Origin of the sequence: Peribacillus sp. YIM B13472, assembly GCF_042788005.1 — a bacterium.
GTDB classification, from domain to species: Bacteria; Bacillota; Bacilli; order Bacillales; family DSM-1321; genus Peribacillus; species Peribacillus simplex_E.
The window spans coordinates 28,397-46,570 of record NZ_JBHZPG010000015.1; the positions used below are offsets into that span (position 1 = coordinate 28,397).

The window sequence follows — 18,174 nt, forward strand, 5'->3', positions numbered from 1 at the left end:
TCATAGGTACTGCACAATAATATACTCTTTAAACATTTGTGCACAATACAGCATCTTTTCTTAAGACATTATTTGTTTCGTAAGCGATTTACAATACAGAAAATATTTAGAAGAGGCTATTATGTACAATTTGAGGCATATGGGAATACATGATATAGAAGTCTTGGGGTAGGGGTGAAGCTGAGGTTTTGGAATGCGCATTCTTCACCAAATCAAAATGAAAGGGAAAACAACGTTCATATTTTACAAACCCTCAAAAAGGTCTAGCTTGATTTCAGAAATCCGCTTCCTTCCGCCGACTGTCTGCCAAGCCTCATCAAAGCAAGCGTATGTGGGGTCTCGGCTAGCCAGTTTTTCGGCAGGAGTGTCGCAAATTTCTTCAATCCAATAAGGTTTCATCCCATATAAAACAATAAAAAATCACCTCGGTAATAGGATTCGGAGTGACCATTCCCATTAGTTCGACAAACTCGAAGAATAAAAGCGCGTCCAGGGGAGACCCCGCAGGCGCAAAGAGCGCCGAGTAGGCTCCCGGACAGCCTGCGGAAAGCGAGTGCCTGGAGAGGACAAATTCTACTAATCATAAAAAAACTGTAGGCAAACTCGATTTTCATCAAGTTTGCCTACAGTCTGAGAGGGGACAAATGTCCCCTCCTTCATTCAATCAGTGCGTTATCTTTATATCTTGCTGAAATCGCGCTGAGCTCCCCTATAGCTTCCGATTATATTTTGATAACCAGGAAGCTGGCTGGAAAGTAATGCACCAAAGCCTTCGACATCGTTGCGCCAATCACGTTGTAATTCGCACGCTACGCTAAACCAGTTCATAAGCTGCACACCGCCATGGGCCATACGCGCTAAAGCCGCATCAGCTACCTGTTTGCTGACTGTTCCAGAAGCATCCGTAACAGCGAATACTTCATAACCAGCGTTCAAGGCGGAAAGTGCCGGGAAAGCAACGCAGACATCCGTAACCACGCCCGCGATGATTAGTTGTTTTTTTCCAGTTTCTTCGATTGCTTTAACAAAATCTTCATTATCCCATGCGTTAATTTGTCCAGGCCGAGCTATTTTTGGTGCGTTTGGAAAGAGTTCTTCCAATTCTTGCATGAGCGGTCCGTTTGGTCCGTTTTCAAAGCTTGTTGTTAAAATGACTGGCAAATCAAAAAACTTTGCGGTGTTGGCAAGAGCCATAACGTTGTTCTTGAATTCATCAACACCATAATCACGCACTAGCCCTGAAATAAGACCGGTTTGATGATCCACTAGCAGAACGGCAGCATCATCTTTGGAAATACGAGAATAGAGATCAGACATTTTTAAAGTCCTCCTTTTATTAAAGCTATCGAAGAAAGTTCATATGTAGGGAAATTCCCCCAACTCCTTCGTTGGTTGTAATCAGTTTATAACTTAACTGAATTTTATTTATAAGTTTATCTATAAACTTATAGCCTGTCAATCATATATATAATAAGATTCATTGATTATAGCTAATTAATCTAGAACTGGAGTGTGATCGATCCAATGAATGAATTGCTGTAAATAACGCTCAAGATAACGTTTTGTTTGTTCATCAGTAAGCTCTTTCCGATCAGAATCAATCTTTTTATGTACTTGAGATATCAACATTTTTTGAAATGGAAGAACATGAACTTGCATGGCCTCCAGTATTTGCCTGATTTGCATTTGAGCAAATGCAGTGCCCATTCCCCCAGGAGTAGCTCCGATCAGGCCAACTGGTTTTTTTGTAAGAACAGCGGACTCCCGAGGTCTTGATGCCCAGTCCAATGCATTTTTTAATACGCCTGGTATTCCAGAATTGTACTCTGGACTCACGATAATGATCCCGTTAACGTCCTGAATGGCGGATTTAAATGACGTCACTGTTTCTGGAACGCCACTAATTTCCAAGTCTTCGTTAAACAACGGAAGATCATTAATTTCGATCCAACGAAATTGATAAGAATCAACCATATCTGTCAATGATTGAGCAATGATTCGGTTATAAGAATTTTCCCGTAAACTGCCGCAAATAAGGCCGATGGTTCTGGTCATCTACTTCCCTCCCTGTTTGAAATCATCTCCTATAGTACCATAATATACCAACTATAAAAAGTGACGTTATTCCTAAACATGGAAAAATATAATAGCTGGGTAAAAAGAACTTTCAAAAATGGATCATGAATTCTAAATTGCATGCACCAAAGTCCCTCTTCCATATTCTGAATATTTACAACATACTATAAACTAGAAGGCGATTGGGGGGAGTGCAGAAATGGATGAAAAGAAAGTTACATGGTTAGAGCTCTTTTATGATTTGTTATTTGTGGCGGCCGTTGCGGGCGCCACTCATGTTTTACTGCATATTGAAGATGGATATATCCATCCAGAGTATTTATTAAAGTTCGTATTGATTTTTATTCCTATCTGGTGGGCTTGGGTAGGGCAAACCATATTTATTAACCGGTTTGGAAAGGATGTATTTCATCAACGGCTATTTTTGATACTGCAAATGCTTTTTGTCCTCATTATGACATCAAGCTTATCTGTTGATTTTGATCCTTATTATCTTTCTTTTTTAATTGGTTATATTGGCTTAAGAGCCGTGACTGCCATCCAATATCTTGTTGTACAGCGGATAGAAGAGGGATTTCGAAAAAAGGCAGCACTCTTTTTAGGAAGGTATTTTTGGATTGGCATCGCCATTTCATTATTCTCCGTCCTTTTTGATTCTTGGCTTCGCTATGCTGTACTGTATTTGGGCATCTTGATCGATATCATTGTCCCAATCCTTGGAAGAAAGTGCTTAGAAAAGGTTCCTACAAATACGGCCCACTTGTTAGAGCGCTTTGGTCTATTTACCATCATTCTCTTTGGGGAAGCTCTTGTGAGCACTCTTGCGGTCATTCAACCAAAACAAGGAAATTGGGATTCGATAGCCTTTTCCATCATTTCATTTGCCCTGATAATAGCTATGTGGTGGCAATATTTCGATAACATGGAGAAAAAAGTCGACAAATCTGTACAATCTTCCGGCCAAATCATCATTTACGGTCATCTGTTTATTTTAATGTCTATAAGCATGATTGCAGCAGCCATCAGATTATTGTTTTTACATGAGGTCCATTATTCATTTATCCTTTATTTTGTTTTCGGTTCCGTACTGCTCTATTTCATGTCAACCACTTTTGTTTTCCATCAATATAGACATAAGCACCAGCGGTTGCAAATATATCATTTAAGATTATTTTTAGGAGTATTAGCAGTCTTTTTTATTTTTAATATGTTTGTCGTGGTACCGAATATTGTGATAATAGGCGAATTAACACTGTTTTTTATCATCTTTGCTAAACTAACGACCACATAATAAAGGAATCAACGAAACCAGTATCAATCGATAATACTGGTTTCGTTGATTCGAATATGGAAGTTTTTGCATTTGACACCATATTGGTTTATTCATAAACTGATTGTGACGAAGAAAGAATGAGGTGACATTCATGAAAGAAAACACACCGAATCCCTCCGCATCTAATAATGAGGAACGACTAGGTTTATTGTTATGGTTCCGAATAACACGAATATATAACCAGAGTATCCGGGAATCCAATCAACATTTAAAGAAATGGAATCTATCGGCAGCCCAATTCGATATCTTGGTCCAAGTGGGTTCACATGAACGATTGTCTCAGCAAGAACTGGCAAACAAGCTTTTTGTGACAAAAGGCAATATCACTCAACTATTAAGGAAGATGGAAGAGTTGGGATTGATTAAACGGGAACAGGAATGGAAAACAAAATACCTTTCATTGACTGAGGAAGGAAACGAATTTTTTAATGAAGTTGTTCCAAAACAAGAGCATTTTCAGGCCTCACAATTTGCCAACTTGAATGAGACGGAAAAACAACAGCTTTTGGATCTACTTAGTAAAGTTCAAAAATAAGACAGATCACCTGCTAGAATGGTGATCTGTTTTTTTATCTTTGTTACTTCGGTTTTTTCATGAACAATGAAAGCACTACATTCACGATGGCGAAAATCAAACTAATTTTAAATACAAGTGATGAACCTGAGGCAGCTGCTGCCGGTAAATCATTTGCCACATCAGTCAAGTAGCCATTTTGCTTCGCAGAGAACAGCGAAACCATGACCGCTATCCCAATTGCCCCTGATACTTGTTGTGATGTTTGCGTAATCGCGATGCCATCCGGATAGAATTGTTTTGGCAATGCATTCAATGTATTTGTTTGTACTGAAGCGAGTACCATGCCAATGCCAAGCATCATCACGATATGCGTAACAACCATGATCCATAGTGCTGTGTCTGTTCCATACATTGCATATAGCCCGTAGCCAATGACAACTAGAATCGTTCCTGGTGTAATTACGGCACGAGGTCCATATTTATCGAACAGCCGGCCGATGATCGGGGCAAAAACGCAGTTTAATAGACTGCCTGGAAGCATGATCAGCCCAGTGGCGAACGCAGAAACCAATAACGCCATTTGCATATACATTGGTAACACAACCAGCATCGATAACATGTTAAAGAATGTAATCACGTTCATCGCAAGACCTAGCACAAATAGTGGGTATTTGAATGCTTTTAAATTCAACATCGGGTTTTCCATCTTTGTCTGACGGATTGCAAAAAGGATTAGGGCGATCAATCCAACGATGATCGTTCCAATTACCGTCATGCTCGTCCAACCATGATCCCCGCCTACACTTACCCCGTATACAACTCCACCAAAGCCAATCGTCGATAACACAACTGATAAGATATCGATTGATACTTGTCGAGTTTCATTGACATTCGGAATATAGATATAGCCGAAGATAAGGGAGAATAACAAGAATGGAATCGTAAACCAGAATATCCAAGGCCATGATAACGTATCTAAAATCATTCCTGCCAATGTAGGACCGAATGCTGGACCCGCCAAGATGACTAAGCCCATCACACCCATTGCCCCGCCGCGTTTATTTGGTGGAAAAATCGTGAAAATAACATTTTGCGTCAATGGCAAAATGATCGCCAGTCCAGCTGCCTGAATGACACGGGCCGTCAATAACACGCTAAAGACCGGTGCTACTGCAGCGATGACCGTTCCGATGATCGAAAAAAATAAAGACGCCATGAACATTTGGCGTGTTGTGAATTTTTGCATTAAAATTCCTGTTACTGGCACTAAAATACCAAGCGTTAAAAAGTATCCTGTTGCAAGCCACTGTATAGTCGTCGCATCCACGCCAAAAATCTGGCTCAATTCACCTAAGGCGATGTTCAATGCGGTTTCACTAAATAGCCCAACAAAGCCTGCTACCAAAAGAGCAGCCATTATCGGTCCTGTTTTAATATTTTTATTATCCACTTGTTAAAACTCCTTCAATATATTCGGTAACAATTGCGAAATTACTTTTAGCGGCTTTGCCGATGTTTCGGCCAAACAAAGCATCATTGCCCCTTCGATAGAGGCTGTCATCATCAATGCGATATTGGAAGCTAACTCTTTTGAAAATCCATCTTCCAAAAGCTTATTAAAATAAATCCCTTGAATTTTCACATATAGTTCGGCGCAAGCCCTACGTACAGGATCACTTAATGTGGCCATTTCACTTACCATGCTGCTAAATGTGTAACCCGTAATCGTCCCTTCCCTTTCTAAATTGACGATTAACTTTTCAATCATGTAATTTGTCGCTTCTAACGTTGTCGGATAACGTTCAAAAATATCCACGATATCCGTCGTAATTACTTCATTCAAGGAATGAAGGCAAGCGATTAATAATTCCTCTTTTCCATTAGGAAAATGATGATAAAGCGAACCTTTCGTAACATTACATACCTTTAAGATTTCACTTAGTCCAACACCTTTATATCCTTTTTGCTGGAAAAGAATCGTTGCATTTTCGATTATCAACGATTTTGTTTCCATTTCCGTAGCACACCCCCACCATACCAACCGGTCTATTTGTTACTATAACAAAAAAAAATCTTTGGATGTAAGTACTTTTTTGCTCTCTAAATAACGAATTCACAATTTAGACAAACTTTTTATAAACTGCATTTTGATTTTTCTATTCTATTATCAGTTGACACTTTGTATACATATGTATACATTCAACATAAGATTAAAAGCGTATACATATGTATACACGGAAAGAGGTTTTAACATGAGAAATTTCAAAAAAGATGGACATCACTGTGGTAGGCATAAAGACCATGGTTCACACCATCATGGCCCAAAAACGTTTCGCCGCGGAAGGGCCATTGCTTTTTTAGAAATGATGAATGTTAAACGTTCAACCATTAAGGAACAGTTAGATAAACCAGAGTTTCAATCCATTAATCAAATCTTAGTCGGTGAATTAAAAGCCATTGATATGTTAATCAACGAATTCATTCAATTATTTGAAATACAAGAAAATGAAGCAGCCGATAAGAAAAGTGAAGAAAAGGAAACTTCCAATGAGAAAGGAATGGAAATGAATGAAACAAATTAACAGTTATATTGATTCAGTGTTTTACACCAAAGATGCCCTATTGGAAGAAGTCATTACGTCCATACAAGAAAACGGAATGCCGTCCATATCGGTATCCCCCTCATCTGGGAAACTTCTTACAATGCTTATATCCATTTCAGGAGCTAAAAATGTTTTGGAAATAGGCGCTCTTGGGGGCTATAGCGGGATTTGCCTTGCCAGGGGATTCGGCTGCGAAGGAAAATTAACCTCCCTTGAATTAAAGGAGGAGTACGCACAGTTAGCTTATGGCAATCTATCAAAAGCGGGCTTTGGCGATCAAGTATCATATATGACCGGAGCAGCTCTGCAAAGCCTTGAAAAACTCGTTCGTGATAACAGGAAATTTGATTTTTTCTTTATAGATGCCGACAAGGACAATTATGAAAATTACCTGCAATATTGCATTAAACTGGCAGAACCGGGTGCTCTAATCGTCATGGATAACGTACTTGCGGGAGGCAGTGTCGCAGATCAGGATGCTAAACCCAAACACTACACTGCATTTATGAAGGCATTCAATGAAACTGTGGCCAATCATCCTCAATTGGAATCCCTGCTTATTCCAATCGGTGATGGGCTGACCATTTCAAAAGTAAATGCTCAAACTCACGAGTAAAACTGCTAAATTCACGAGTAATGTGCGAACTCACGAGTAAAACTGCTAAATTCACGAGTAAATTGCCCAATCTCACGAGTAAAACTGCTAAATTCACGAGTAATGTGCGAATTCTCGAGGATTTCGCCCGATTTTACGTGGATATCGCCCAAACTTTCGTATATATCGATCAAACTCTCGAATTTATCGCCAAAATATCCTTTTCATGAAGAAAAATAAAATGAATTTCTGAATTCTTGAATGAAAATGATTTTTATTATCAATAATAAAAAGAAAGAAGGGTAACCAGTTGTTGGTTACCCCCGATAATTTAAATTTCTGGATCAAATGTTTTGCAATCCGTTTCTTTGCTATTTGTTGCTTGATTCCCTTTATGGCTGACAACATAAATAGCATCTGCACTGCATTTGTTTCCAGAATCCCAATATTTACAATTATTCACTTCACATAGAACATCTTTTGCCATCTTATCACACCTCCTCATTTGCTATCATTAACAAAGTTGGAGTTATTGATACTTTCCTTTTTCAGGTTTTGTGTCAAAAACGGAATTGAGGGCATTTTCTAACATTCGCAACGAACAAAATCCGGGCAGTTTCCGCCCGGATTTTTTATGCTCATGCTGATCTTTTCAGTAGTTCTGCTTGAGGGATTTTCCAAAGCTCCCGCCATTTTTTCAAGGCGGCAACGAGAATGATCAAGCCCAGGATTAACATGGTGATCGATAATATTCCGTTCAAGATGCTGAATCCTGCAGAGTCCGGGTTCAGGTATACGTTTCTGACCATCCAGTACCCTGCTACATTAACCGTTACATATAAGTAGGCAAGGGGTACGAGGCATGTCCACATATACCAGCGTTTGTCTGCAATTTTCAATACGACGGTCGCACCGATGATGAGTCCAATCGAGGCCATGAGCTGGTTGGATACGCCAAAGAGTGCCCAGATCGAACTAATGTCCCCAGAGTAAAGCAGGTATCCCCATATAAAGCAGGCTAACGCGCTGGCAAAGATGTTTCCCGGCAGCCAGTCGACCCTTTTTAATGGTTTATAGAACTCCCCGAAGAAGTCCTGGATTAAGTAACGGGCAACACGTGTCCCTGAATCGATTGCGGTTAGTATGAACACCGCCTCGAACATGATGACGAATTGGAAGAAAAACGAAGCCAGTTTGTCAAAGAAGGGGATTTCGGTAAAAATATAGGTCATGCCGACAGCAAGTGTAACTGCCCCGCCTGTCCGTCCTTCCAGATTAATGCCGATTTCTTCACTAAGTTCGTTAAGGTGTACGGTTTCCATACCTAATGTTTGAAATACTTCAGGTGAAGAGTTAATCGCAAAATAATCCCCTGGCTGCAGCGAAACCGCAGCAATCAATGCCATGATGGCAACGACACATTCCACAAGCATCGCTCCGAAACCGACGGATTTGATATCACTCCAACGGTTTAACATTTTTGGAGTTGTGCCCGATCCGACAAATGCATGGAATCCTGAAATCGCCCCACAGGCGATCGTTATTGAAATGAATGGCCAAACGGGTCCGGCAACAATCGGGCCCCCGCCATTAATGAATTCGGTAAACGCAGGAAATTGGATTTCTGGATTCACCACGAAAACGCCGATAATCAATGCGGCAAAAACACCGATTTTCATAAATGTACTCAAGTAATCACGAGGTGCCAGCAGCAGCCAAACAGGCAATGCGGCAGCGAAGAAAGCATAGATCGGCAAAATGATGGCAAGTGTGCTCGCCTCAAGTGTCAATAAGTCACCAAGTGCCGTTCCTTGAATGTTCGGACCAAGTAAAATCGCGGCCATGATAAGCGCAAAACCGACGATGGTCGCACCTTTCAGATTGCCGGTTTTTTTATGGTAAAGCCCTACTCCCATGGCGATGGGAATGGTGATCCCTACTGCAAACGTCCCCCATGGATTATTTTCCAAAGCATGCAGAACGACCATTGAAAGTCCTGCCATCGTGATCGTAATGATAAAAAGCATCGCGAGTCCTGTACAGAAGCCTGCTACAGGTCCAAGTTCTTCTTTCGCAACTTCCGAAAGGGATTTGCCGTCTTTCCGCATCGACGCGAAAAGCACGACGGCATCATGGACGGCTCCCCCGATTACAGCCCCGATTAATAGCCATAATAAACTTGGCAAATAACCGAATTGTGCAGCAAGGATCGGACCCACCAAAGGACCAGCCGCTGCAATGGCTGCAAAGTGGTGACCGAATGCCACCCATTTATTTGTTGGAACATAATCTTTTCCATCTTCTAATTTATGGGCCGGAGTCGGCTTGGAATCATCGAGTTTTAATACTTTGAGTGCTATGAATGTCCCGTATAAACGGTAGGCAATCATTAATATACAAATGGAGCCTATGACAATTGTAACCGCATTCATACTTGAACCCCCTCTATTTCTTACATCGTAAAATGATGATATCACAATGAAATCAGCTTCAATGGGTTTTCAAGTTATAATGCAGATATCGGGGGATGGACTGCAATATGAAGAGGATAAAATGCAGAATTATGAAAATTTTTAAAAACCGATAAGCTGCCTTAGCTCCTTCACATATGTGCGGCTTACCGGAATGTTTGATCCGTCACTCATAATGAGATTATAAGTCGAGTTGAACCAAGGCTGTATTTCAGATATATGGATGACATTCACGATAAAACCGCGATGCACCCGTAAAAATGAGCGATTATCGAGCTTCCTTTCAAGCACGATGAGTGGCTCACCGATTTTATATTCATTTTCTTCAGTTTTAATGATCGTCTTTCCTTCCACGAGTCCTATGAACAAAATATTATCCCGGTCGATCAAAACGATCCGATCATCTATCGATACAGCCAATTTACCTGTCTGTTCCACCGCCGTCCGGCTGGCCGGAGGTGCTGTCCCGGATTTGTCTTTCCCGATTTGCCGCTGCTTCATGAGCTTATCCAATGTTTGACGAATCCTTTTTTCATTAAATGGCTTTAATAGATAATCAAATGCATATAACTCGAAAGCTTGGAGGGCAAACTCATCATAAGCGGTCGCAAAAATAAGCGAAGGTGCGGGGTCAAGTTCCGCCAATTGCTTAGCCAAATGCAGGCCATTGCCTTCTGCAAGCTCAATGTCCAAAAAGACAAGTTCAGGTTTAAGGCGGGAGATATCCCTCATGGCATCTTCTATCCCCTCGGCCTCACCCACGACTTCAACTTGCATGCTTCTCTTCAATAGATACTTCAATTCATCTCTTGCCAGTGGTTCATCCTCTACGATAAATGCTTTCATCATCGTTGACATATGCTCCTTTTTCGTTGAGTGGTATTGATATTTTCACTCGTGCTCCGTGCCCCGGTTCACTTGCGATCGAAAGGCTGGCCTGTCCTTTATAGATCCCTTCCAGCCGTTCACTGATATTATGAAGGGCCGTTCCTGTACCCTTAGTCGATTCTACAGCATGCTTACCCAATTCATCTATTCTCCCGCTTGAAATCCCTTTTCCGTTATCTTCCACAACAATGCGCATCGTGTCGTCTTTAAAGTATGCGTGAATGATGATTTCACCTTTGCCTTTCACAGTTGGAAATGCATGGTGTACCGCATTCTCAACAAGTGGCTGTAACGTGAATGGAGGGATGAGAACTTCCTTAAGCCTCGGCTCAATGCGATAGTCGATATGATATTTATCTGGAAAACGCGCCTGCTCCAGTGATAAATAAGCGTTAACATGCTCTAATTCCTTTTCCAGCGGCACCAGTATTTGTCGGGCACCTTGTAAATTTGAACGAAAGAAGGCACTGAGCTCCTGCAATAAATTTCTTGCCTTCTCGACATCCGTCCGGCATAAAACGGATATCGTATTGATTGCATTGAATAAAAAATGAGGATGGACCTGTGCCTGTAAGGCCTTAATTTCAGCATCCTTCAATAATTTCGTTTGCATTTCCGCTTTAGCGAGTTCCAATTGAGTGGAAAATAGTTTTGCCAACCCTTCAGCTAACTCTTGTTCCACTTGGCTTAATTTATCCGGATGCTTGAAATACATCTTCAAAGTCCCGACCGTTTTCTGTTGGACCTGCAACGGCAGGACCACTGCCGCCTGCAAAGGGCATTGATCATGAAAACAATAAATGTCCTTTTTTGTTTTGGCCACGATGATATTCCCTTGTTCAAGGGCTTTTTTCGTTAAGCCTGTCGCTATTCCAACCTTTGGGACATGGTGATCGGACGCAGCACCCACATGGGCAAGTACGCTATGTTCATTGGTAATGGCCACAGCGTCGGCTTCAGTCAGCCCCAAGATGATTTGGGCTATTCTCTTGCATGAAGTTTGATTCAGACCTTGCCGGAAAAAGGGCAAAGTCTGATCCGCAATAAGGAACGCAAGATTGGTTTGTACGGCCCGCGTCCGTGCTTCGTCCCTCGTGATTGACTGAATGATGAGCATGAACAGTAAAGTCCCGAACCCGTTGATGATGATCATGGGCAGTCCGATTACTTGTACGAGCTCCCACGCCCTTTCAAATGGTTTGGCCGTCACCAGGATGATGCCCATTTGGATCGCTTCCAATGCCATGCAAATGGGAAGGGCAAACCAAGGGGTGATCGTCCCATGCTTTCGCCGCCTTTTCCCCAAAAAACCCGATAAAACCCCAGCCAAAATCGCAGCGATCGCACAAGCCCCCGCCGTAAAACCCCCGAGAAAATAACGGTGAAGCCCCGCAATCAAACCTACTCCCAACCCAACAAATGGTCCTCCCAGCAAACCGCCGATAGCCACGCCCATAATCCTTGTGTTGGCAATCGCGTTATCGGGAGCAATCTCAGAATGCCAATCCCCCTCCGGCATGGCATGATTCCCGATTTCGATCCCTGTATAGTTACTTATGATGCCGAACGTTCCAAAAAGTGCGATAAACATGATTTTCTTTGACATTTCATGTTCATGGCCTATCATTTGCCGAAACGGTTTCATATACGAAAGCAGGAATGCGGCAATTACGATGATTCCCACTTTTTCAAACAGCGACGGTAATAAATCAACCAAAGCATTCACCCCATTTCTGGCTTTTTCATTCATCTTACACCAGCCAAGAAAACCTTGTCGAATTTTGTTTTTACGATTAACACCGATAATCAAAGAACATGGAACCTCCATTTAATCATGTCACATTTGGGACATACGCCTTCAAATAGCATAGGGAACATGATAAGGCTGTGGTTGGTTCAATCCCAGTATGATCATTCAAAAAAAAAGCCTATAAATACCAAGGCTTTTTCATAAGGAGGAAATCATTTTATCTGAGTCGTTTATATAGGAACCTGTCACCATCCTCAGGTAGACATTATCAAGTTTTTCGTCATAGAAGTTCCTGACAGATGAAAGCTATTAGACCAAAAGCAGTAATTGAATTATTTTTTAACATCCTTTGGTCGCCTTTGAAATGGGACGCTTTTTTTTTCAATATTCCAATCACTAACAATAACACCGGGAGAAGAAACAAATGGTTAAGGAAAATGGCGTCCATGCTTTTAAAGAAAAGTTATGACTATGTACTGTATTTGGATGTGTAACGATGGAGAAGGCAAGAATTAAAAACGCTAATGGGAAGTGAAGAATTTTGTGATTTTTTAATCCCAGTACTTGAGCTAACCCCAGAGACAGTACATACTAACAAATCGTTAGCTTGAAATACACGGACAGAATCCAAATGAAGGCTACAATGACTTCAATACGTTCCAAAAAATTACCCACACTCATTTACATATGGCATGATCATTAATAGGATAACGAGCTGTACATACGGGAGCGCTAAAATGTGATATGAGCCCTTAATAATTGGTTTCATGCCGTCTTCGAAAATAAGCTGTATATGTTCTAATTTAATATCAGGGATAAGAAGTAAACATAACATGAAAAGCATAAATACTATCCAAGGGAAAAAGATTGATGCCGTTCGGCTGATGACCTCTAATCCTAATCGTACACCGATTATGCTTGTCAATAAAAAAGAAAGAGCAATGCCGAGATTTTCCCAACCCATTTCACCAATATTTTTTCATTAACTTCGACGTAAGTTTTAGATGGATAAATGGAACGGTCACATTCACTTCCAAACAGCCAGCTAGACATATAGCAGGTAAGATGAATGTTACGGTTATGGTTTCACCTTGGTTGCAAAAAAGGTAATCATTATTCAATGGAGGTAACACAATGGCTGATGATATGCCTTTTGTTTATGGAGAATAGGGCTTCACAGCACATAGATATAAATGATATTGTGGACTGACTTTCAGTTCAGGAAATTTCAAGAGAATTTTCAAAGAATAAGGTAAATAAGATGGAGGCGATTAATGTGTTGGTAGTTACCACAGAAAAAATTGAAGGTTACAAAATTGTAGAAGTAAAAGGACCCGCCTTTGGTCTAATTGTTAGAAGCAGAGGGATTGGCGGCGATATCATGGCAGGGTTAAAATCCTTAGTAGGTGGAGAAATCAAGCAATATACAGCTATGCTTGAAGATTCAAGAAAAGAAGCTATGGACCGTATGATAAAAAATGCCAATCAAATGGGAGCAAACGCAATTGTAATGATGAGATATGATTCTGGGGAAATCGGTAAAAATATGAGTGAAATTGTTGCATATGGAACTGCCGTTATTGTGGAGGCAATATAATGAAATTCATCATAGGGTACTATATATTACAAATTGTTATAGTTATCTTATGCATTTTACTTGGATACTTTATCTATGATAAACGGTTTAAACGTAATCACGGTGTAAAAGTTCCTGATGGATTTCAATCGACAGATGAAATAAATATAGACCCTGTGACTGGAGAAAAAACAAGGGTGTTTTATAATCCTGATACGGGTGAACGCTTTTATAAAAAAGAAAAATAATTATAAAAAGCCACGATTCGTACAAAAACGTGGCTTTTTATTGTTTTTTATTTACTGAATCAAATGATACTTCATCATCATGTCCATTATTGTTTCGCAGAAGTTTGCTAAAACTTAATTTAATAGATGAATCCCGTTAAATCAACACTTATGTGTAAAAACTGGGACCAACTCGCTTAGCGAATTGGTCATCTAATTTATATGCTAATTTGTGATTCAAACAAGGGATTTTACTAACAAAATTATTTTTGCATTACAGGCTTATAGTGCCCGGGGATGCTTTTAGCTGAAATGGCCAATCTGTTCCAGCCGTTGATCGTGATGATGATGGTAACGAGATCGATATATTGTTTTTCATCAAAATGAAGGCGGACCCGCTCATATAGTTCATCAGGTACACCGTTTGCAGAAATGGCCGTGACCGCTTCCGTCAATTCCAGAACTGCCCTTTCCGACTCAAGATAGAATGGTGATTCACGCCAAGCACTCAAGCAGTAGATTCTTTGTTCCGTTTCACCCATTGCCCGGGCATCCTTTATATGCATATCCAAGCAGTACGCACAGCCATTGATTTGAGACGCGCGAATTTTAATCAATTCGATTAATTTGCTATCGATTCCCGTTGTTTTCTTGTATTCCTCCAATTCCATCATTAATTTGACCACTTCCCGATTTGTCTTCATGTAGTTAATGCGTTGTTCCATGTCTATCTCCTCCATTAAATCTTTTTGGTTCCACTTATAAGACAAAATAGGGGTTTGATTTGTGACATACAAAAAAGAGAGCCCGTTATGAGCCCTCAGTCTACCCTATTAAGGAACAGGAATATGATTTAATTTATCGGGATTGGTAACAATAAAGATTTTTCGGATATTTTTTTGTTTTGAATCCAATTCAAAGCAGATGACTTTGACGGGCTTTCCTTCTTTCATTTGCAAGATTCCTTCCTGGCCATTGACCATCACCGGAAGAAGTTCTCCTATGAAACTTCCTTTAGCAGAAACTCCTTTAAGAAAGGAGGATACACGCTGTTTGTTTACAATTGGATTTAATGCAGAAAGCACTTTCCCTCCGCCGTCAGTAACAAGGACAACATCTTCTGTAAGGATATCCAAAAACTCCTCAAAGTTTCCTGTCGTAGATGCTTTTATGAATTTTTTTGCCAACAGATCGACATGTTTTGTATCCTCCGGATGGACTGGCAGATCATTTTGTAATTTCCGCTTAGCCCGGCTGTAGATCTTTCTGCAGTTCACTTCATTCTTTTCCAGCATTTCGGCAATATCTTCATAGCTGTAAGCGAATGCTTCTCTAAGCACGAAAACCGCTCTTTCAACAGGTGAAAGCTGTTCCAGCAAAACGAGGAAGGCATATGCAACCGTTTCATCCGTTACAACCTTATCTAAAGGCTGCTCTGTTTCGTTTACCCGAGGTTCAGGCAGCCAAGGTCCTGTGTAAACCTCTCTTCTCTTACGGGCTGAATTTAAAAAGTTCAGGCAGCGATTTGTCGTCATTTTCGCAAGATATGCTTTCATGTCCTTGATTTGTTCGGTATCAAGCTTAAGCTGCAGGAATAAATCATGAACGATATCTTCTGCGTCGGTAACCGATCCAAGCATCCGGTATGCGATGGAAAAAAGAAAAGGCTGATATGTCTTATATAATGTATCCAGCTCCACTTGCTTCACCTATTTTCTATCAAATTTGTAGAATGGCATTTCCAATTAGCAGAACGTATTGCATTTTAGTAATTCTTTAGAGACCATTACTCGGGATATGTCCACAAACCGCACTTTTTGATATCTATTTGATTTTGAGGCCAGTTGTTTTGCTTCTCGGTGAAAAGCAACCTCGTCAAAATCTGGACCCATAAGAATAAAGGCTGTTTTACACTCTAGCAATGATTTTTGATGCCCGTTGTTTTCTAGGATTGAATAGATTGGCAACTAAGATACTCTCAATGCTGAAGTTATTAAGAACTATCAAGATTCCAATTCCACTTCTTTTCAAGAACGCATGACACCTTTCCATAACTATTCTCTAAACCAATCATTTATCCTTCTTCACCATCTACAACTTAAAAAGAGCAGCCAAAGAGCTGCTCCCCCTTCCTTCATATTAGCTCGAGAGTGGTTCCAGGATTTTGCTTAAATCGGTTGTCATGATGAGCTTCAATCGTTTGTAAGAAGCTTTGCATGGAGTTTGTCATATAGGCATCTTTACGGTGAATGAAGACAGTCGAAATATTGCCGTATTCTTCCGGAATTGCATGCACGTGCACTTTTTCATTGGCTGTAAGGTGATTTACCGCTGATTGTGGTACGAGGGTAATGCCAAGGCCAAGTGTCACGCTGGTTAAGATCGTTTCCAATACATTGAACTCCATGATCCTTTTGGGCATCACTTCTTCTTCTTTCAGCCATTGTTCCAGTTTAGAGCGATAGCCACAACCCCGACTGAATACTAAAAATGGTTCTGTTATAATTTCTTCAAGGTTAAATGTTTCATTTCTCGTAACTAATACAAGTTTTTCTGTACACACATCGTATGGCTGAATGAGCGGATGTTTAATCGGTCCTGTAACAAAAGCGCCATCCAGCCTATGTTCGACGACATCTTTAATTAAATCCTCAGTTATCCCCGCCTTTATGGATAAATCGACATTTGGATACTGTTTATAATAAGAGGCTAGAATCTTGGGAAGATCGCTGACCGTTTCAACTGTACCGATGTTCAATATCCCTGTAGGTGTTTCACTATCCAGGAATACTTGCTTGAGTTCTTCCACATCAAGCAAAATTTTGTTTACATACTCAAGCATTTTTCTAGCCTCTGCAGTTAAAGACATACCACGTTTATGCCGATTGAATAAAGGCGTCCGTAGCTCCTGTTCTAAATGCTTAATCCTAGCCGTTACATTGGATTGGACGTAATTCAATTCAACAGCCGCCTTACTTACGCTGCCATATTTAGCGACGCACTGGAATATTTGCAAATCACGCATTTCCATAAAAGTGACCCACTTTCTCAACCATCATTAATAATGATGATTATATTCATTTTAAGTCATTTTACATGATAATGACTTTATCATAAGGTGTGTATAGGAATTTAATCAATCATTATTTTTTTGAGGGGTAGCTTTAAATGAAAAAAAATCAAGTTTTAATCGGTGCACTTTTATGTTTGACAGCCAGCATTTCTTGGGGTGCCATGTTTCCAGTTGCAGAAAGGGCACTCATGTACATAGATCCTTTTTATTTCTCTTTTCTGCGATATTTAGCTGTTAGCGTAATTTTAGCGATATTGCTTTTAATTAAAGAGGGAACGAAGTCTTTTCGTTTGGAAGGGGAAGGAAAGAACTTATTGTTTTTTGGAACGATGGCGTTCACTGTATACAACTTTCTCATTTTCGCAGGTCAAGACTTACTGGGCCATAACGGGGTAATCGTTGCTTCCATCATGGAATCATTAATGCCCATGATTTCAATTATGATCATGTGGGTTTTCAAAAATGCCAGACCTATGAAATATACCATCGCCAGTATGTTCCTTGCCTTAATAGGGGCCATTCTTGTGATTACCAATGGCAATTTATCATTCCTATTTTTATTGAAAGATAGCATCATTCCTATACTTTTCATTCTTATTGGTGTTATAGGATGGGTTATATATACGATGGGCGGCAACCAATTTAATGGGTGGTCAACACTCCGCTATTCGACTTTAACGTGTATTTTGGGAACAACAGTATCAGCAATCATAACATTCCTTGCAACTTTAATGGGCCTGTCTGTCCCTACAGCAGAGGTTATGCAATCCATTTATGGCGAAATGATTTTCATGATTATTTTCCCCGGTGCCATTGCCCTTTTAAGCTGGAATTTAGGCATTAAACTATTAACGCCGATCAATGGGATCCTATTTATCAATTTTGTTCCACTAACCACGTTGGTCATCGTTTTTATCCAAGGAAAATCACTATCATCATTCGAATTACTGGGAACTTTTTTAGTGATATATGCATTGATTCAAAACAATTATTATCAAAGAAAAAACTTGCCTTCCCATGTTGAGGAATTGAATCCAAGGAAAGAAAAAAGAATCAGTTAATTTA

Annotated in this window: 20 protein-coding genes; 7 read left to right on the forward strand and 13 right to left on the reverse strand. The window is 40.3% G+C overall.

Annotated elements, in window-relative coordinates:
- Positions 1–678: 678 nt before the first annotated feature.
- Complete coding sequence (ycaC, locus tag ACFX4I_RS13405) at positions 679–1,317, reverse strand: isochorismate family cysteine hydrolase YcaC (RefSeq protein ID WP_144528841.1); 639 nt, start codon at positions 1,315–1,317, stop codon at positions 679–681.
- A 177-nt stretch (positions 1,318–1,494) separates the two neighbouring features.
- Positions 1,495–2,055 carry an NADPH-dependent FMN reductase gene (locus ACFX4I_RS13410; RefSeq protein WP_377421178.1) on the reverse strand — a complete coding sequence of 187 codons (561 nt, stop codon included), beginning with the start codon at positions 2,053–2,055 and terminating at the stop codon, positions 1,495–1,497.
- A gap of 220 nt (positions 2,056–2,275) precedes the next feature.
- Here ACFX4I_RS13410 and ACFX4I_RS13415 point away from each other — a divergent pair, with 220 nt between their 5' ends.
- Both ACFX4I_RS13415 and ACFX4I_RS13420 read left to right on the forward strand, forming a co-directional pair.
- Positions 2,276–3,367, forward strand: a complete 1,092-nt coding sequence (locus ACFX4I_RS13415; protein WP_377421180.1) for a low temperature requirement protein A — start codon at positions 2,276–2,278, stop codon at positions 3,365–3,367.
- Between the two features lie 133 nt (positions 3,368–3,500).
- Positions 3,501–3,944, forward strand: coding sequence for a MarR family winged helix-turn-helix transcriptional regulator (locus tag ACFX4I_RS13420; RefSeq protein WP_230301017.1), 444 nt, complete (start codon positions 3,501–3,503; stop codon positions 3,942–3,944).
- Between the two features lie 43 nt (positions 3,945–3,987).
- Here the strand turns inward: ACFX4I_RS13420 and ACFX4I_RS13425 are convergent, their stop codons facing one another.
- Both ACFX4I_RS13425 and ACFX4I_RS13430 read right to left on the reverse strand, forming a co-directional pair.
- Positions 3,988–5,343: a DHA2 family efflux MFS transporter permease subunit gene (locus tag ACFX4I_RS13425; RefSeq protein ID WP_377421274.1), complete on the reverse strand. Its 1,356-nt coding sequence runs from the start codon at positions 5,341–5,343 to the stop codon at positions 3,988–3,990.
- Between the two features lie 36 nt (positions 5,344–5,379).
- Positions 5,380–5,940, reverse strand: a complete 561-nt coding sequence (locus ACFX4I_RS13430) for a TetR/AcrR family transcriptional regulator (protein WP_377421182.1) — start codon at positions 5,938–5,940, stop codon at positions 5,380–5,382.
- Between the two features lie 238 nt (positions 5,941–6,178).
- Between ACFX4I_RS13430 and ACFX4I_RS13435 the strand changes: the two genes are divergently transcribed.
- Together ACFX4I_RS13435 and ACFX4I_RS13440 are read left to right on the forward strand one after the other, a co-directional pair.
- Positions 6,179–6,508, forward strand: a complete 330-nt coding sequence (locus ACFX4I_RS13435) for a hypothetical protein (protein ID WP_377421183.1) — start codon at positions 6,179–6,181, stop codon at positions 6,506–6,508.
- Positions 6,495–7,145 (forward strand): O-methyltransferase, encoded by a 651-nt coding sequence (locus ACFX4I_RS13440; protein WP_377421185.1) that lies wholly within the window; start codon positions 6,495–6,497, stop codon positions 7,143–7,145. The genes ACFX4I_RS13435 and ACFX4I_RS13440 overlap by 14 nt, the downstream gene beginning before the upstream one ends.
- An 11-nt stretch (positions 7,146–7,156) precedes the next feature.
- Here ACFX4I_RS13440 and ACFX4I_RS13445 read toward each other — a convergent pair whose 3' ends face one another.
- The 6 genes from ACFX4I_RS13445 to ACFX4I_RS13470 form a co-directional block, all read right to left on the reverse strand.
- Positions 7,157–7,318 (reverse strand): hypothetical protein, encoded by a 162-nt coding sequence (locus tag ACFX4I_RS13445; protein WP_377421187.1) that lies wholly within the window; start codon positions 7,316–7,318, stop codon positions 7,157–7,159.
- Between the two features lie 137 nt (positions 7,319–7,455).
- Complete coding sequence (locus ACFX4I_RS13450; protein ID WP_192206472.1) at positions 7,456–7,611, reverse strand: DUF1540 domain-containing protein; 156 nt, start codon at positions 7,609–7,611, stop codon at positions 7,456–7,458.
- A gap of 151 nt (positions 7,612–7,762) precedes the next feature.
- On the reverse strand, positions 7,763–9,556 hold the full coding sequence (gene cstA / locus ACFX4I_RS13455) for a carbon starvation protein CstA (protein WP_076372238.1): 1,794 nt from the start codon (positions 9,554–9,556) through the stop codon (positions 7,763–7,765).
- 141 nt (positions 9,557–9,697) lie between these two features.
- Complete coding sequence (locus tag ACFX4I_RS13460; protein WP_377421189.1) at positions 9,698–10,444, reverse strand: LytR/AlgR family response regulator transcription factor; 747 nt, start codon at positions 10,442–10,444, stop codon at positions 9,698–9,700.
- Positions 10,416–12,200 (reverse strand): LytS/YhcK type 5TM receptor domain-containing protein, encoded by a 1,785-nt coding sequence (locus tag ACFX4I_RS13465; protein ID WP_377421276.1) that lies wholly within the window; start codon positions 12,198–12,200, stop codon positions 10,416–10,418. Before ACFX4I_RS13465 ends, ACFX4I_RS13460 begins: the two co-directional genes overlap by 29 nt.
- Before the next feature lie 700 nt (positions 12,201–12,900).
- Entirely contained in the window at positions 12,901–13,197 is a 297-nt protein-coding gene (locus ACFX4I_RS13470; RefSeq protein ID WP_377421191.1) for a GerAB/ArcD/ProY family transporter, read from the reverse strand.
- A gap of 312 nt (positions 13,198–13,509) precedes the next feature.
- On the opposite strand from ACFX4I_RS13470, the gene ACFX4I_RS13475 reads away from it, so the two are divergent.
- Positions 13,510–13,830, forward strand: coding sequence for a YbjQ family protein (locus ACFX4I_RS13475; RefSeq protein ID WP_098373447.1), 321 nt, complete (start codon positions 13,510–13,512; stop codon positions 13,828–13,830).
- Entirely contained in the window at positions 13,830–14,057 is a 228-nt protein-coding gene (locus ACFX4I_RS13480; protein ID WP_377421193.1) for a hypothetical protein, read from the forward strand. Before ACFX4I_RS13475 ends, ACFX4I_RS13480 begins: the two co-directional genes overlap by 1 nt.
- 242 nt (positions 14,058–14,299) lie before the next feature.
- On the opposite strand, the gene ACFX4I_RS13485 is transcribed toward ACFX4I_RS13480, so the two are convergent.
- From ACFX4I_RS13485 to ACFX4I_RS13495, 3 genes are all read right to left on the reverse strand, one after another.
- A complete protein-coding gene (locus ACFX4I_RS13485; RefSeq protein WP_377421195.1) occupies positions 14,300–14,761 on the reverse strand; it encodes a carboxymuconolactone decarboxylase family protein in 462 nt (153 codons plus the stop codon).
- Between the two features lie 108 nt (positions 14,762–14,869).
- Positions 14,870–15,736, reverse strand: a complete 867-nt coding sequence (locus ACFX4I_RS13490; protein WP_377421197.1) for an RNA polymerase sigma-70 factor — start codon at positions 15,734–15,736, stop codon at positions 14,870–14,872.
- Between the two features lie 434 nt (positions 15,737–16,170).
- Positions 16,171–17,067 carry a LysR family transcriptional regulator gene (locus ACFX4I_RS13495; protein ID WP_377421199.1) on the reverse strand — a complete coding sequence of 299 codons (897 nt, stop codon included), beginning with the start codon at positions 17,065–17,067 and terminating at the stop codon, positions 16,171–16,173.
- 137 nt (positions 17,068–17,204) lie between these two features.
- On the opposite strand from ACFX4I_RS13495, the gene ACFX4I_RS13500 reads away from it, so the two are divergent.
- On the forward strand, positions 17,205–18,170 hold the full coding sequence (locus ACFX4I_RS13500) for a DMT family transporter (RefSeq protein ID WP_377421201.1): 966 nt from the start codon (positions 17,205–17,207) through the stop codon (positions 18,168–18,170).
- Positions 18,171–18,174 lie beyond the last annotated feature (4 nt).

Excerpts from the sequence above, each read along its gene's own strand:
- ycaC (WP_144528841.1), bottom strand. The coding sequence starts at position 1,317 with ATGTCTGATCTCTATTCTCGTATTTCCAAAGATGATGCTGCCGTTCTG.
- ACFX4I_RS13410 (WP_377421178.1), bottom strand. The coding sequence starts at position 2,055 with ATGACCAGAACCATCGGCCTTATTTGCGGCAGTTTACGGGAAAATTCT.
- ACFX4I_RS13415 (WP_377421180.1), top strand. The coding sequence starts at position 2,276 with ATGGATGAAAAGAAAGTTACATGGTTAGAGCTCTTTTATGATTTGTTA.
- ACFX4I_RS13420 (WP_230301017.1), top strand. The coding sequence starts at position 3,501 with ATGAAAGAAAACACACCGAATCCCTCCGCATCTAATAATGAGGAACGA.
- ACFX4I_RS13425 (WP_377421274.1), bottom strand. The coding sequence starts at position 5,343 with ATGGCTGCTCTTTTGGTAGCAGGCTTTGTTGGGCTATTTAGTGAAACC.
- ACFX4I_RS13430 (WP_377421182.1), bottom strand. The coding sequence starts at position 5,940 with ATGGAAACAAAATCGTTGATAATCGAAAATGCAACGATTCTTTTCCAG.
- ACFX4I_RS13435 (WP_377421183.1), top strand. The coding sequence starts at position 6,179 with ATGAGAAATTTCAAAAAAGATGGACATCACTGTGGTAGGCATAAAGAC.
- ACFX4I_RS13440 (WP_377421185.1), top strand. The coding sequence starts at position 6,495 with ATGAAACAAATTAACAGTTATATTGATTCAGTGTTTTACACCAAAGAT.
- ACFX4I_RS13450 (WP_192206472.1), bottom strand. The coding sequence starts at position 7,611 with ATGGCAAAAGATGTTCTATGTGAAGTGAATAATTGTAAATATTGGGAT.
- cstA (WP_076372238.1), bottom strand. The coding sequence starts at position 9,556 with ATGAATGCGGTTACAATTGTCATAGGCTCCATTTGTATATTAATGATT.
- ACFX4I_RS13460 (WP_377421189.1), bottom strand. The coding sequence starts at position 10,444 with ATGATGAAAGCATTTATCGTAGAGGATGAACCACTGGCAAGAGATGAA.
- ACFX4I_RS13470 (WP_377421191.1), bottom strand. The coding sequence starts at position 13,197 with ATGGGTTGGGAAAATCTCGGCATTGCTCTTTCTTTTTTATTGACAAGC.
- ACFX4I_RS13480 (WP_377421193.1), top strand. The coding sequence starts at position 13,830 with ATGAAATTCATCATAGGGTACTATATATTACAAATTGTTATAGTTATC.
- ACFX4I_RS13485 (WP_377421195.1), bottom strand. The coding sequence starts at position 14,761 with ATGGAACAACGCATTAACTACATGAAGACAAATCGGGAAGTGGTCAAA.
- ACFX4I_RS13495 (WP_377421199.1), bottom strand. The coding sequence starts at position 17,067 with ATGGAAATGCGTGATTTGCAAATATTCCAGTGCGTCGCTAAATATGGC.
- ACFX4I_RS13500 (WP_377421201.1), top strand. The coding sequence starts at position 17,205 with ATGAAAAAAAATCAAGTTTTAATCGGTGCACTTTTATGTTTGACAGCC.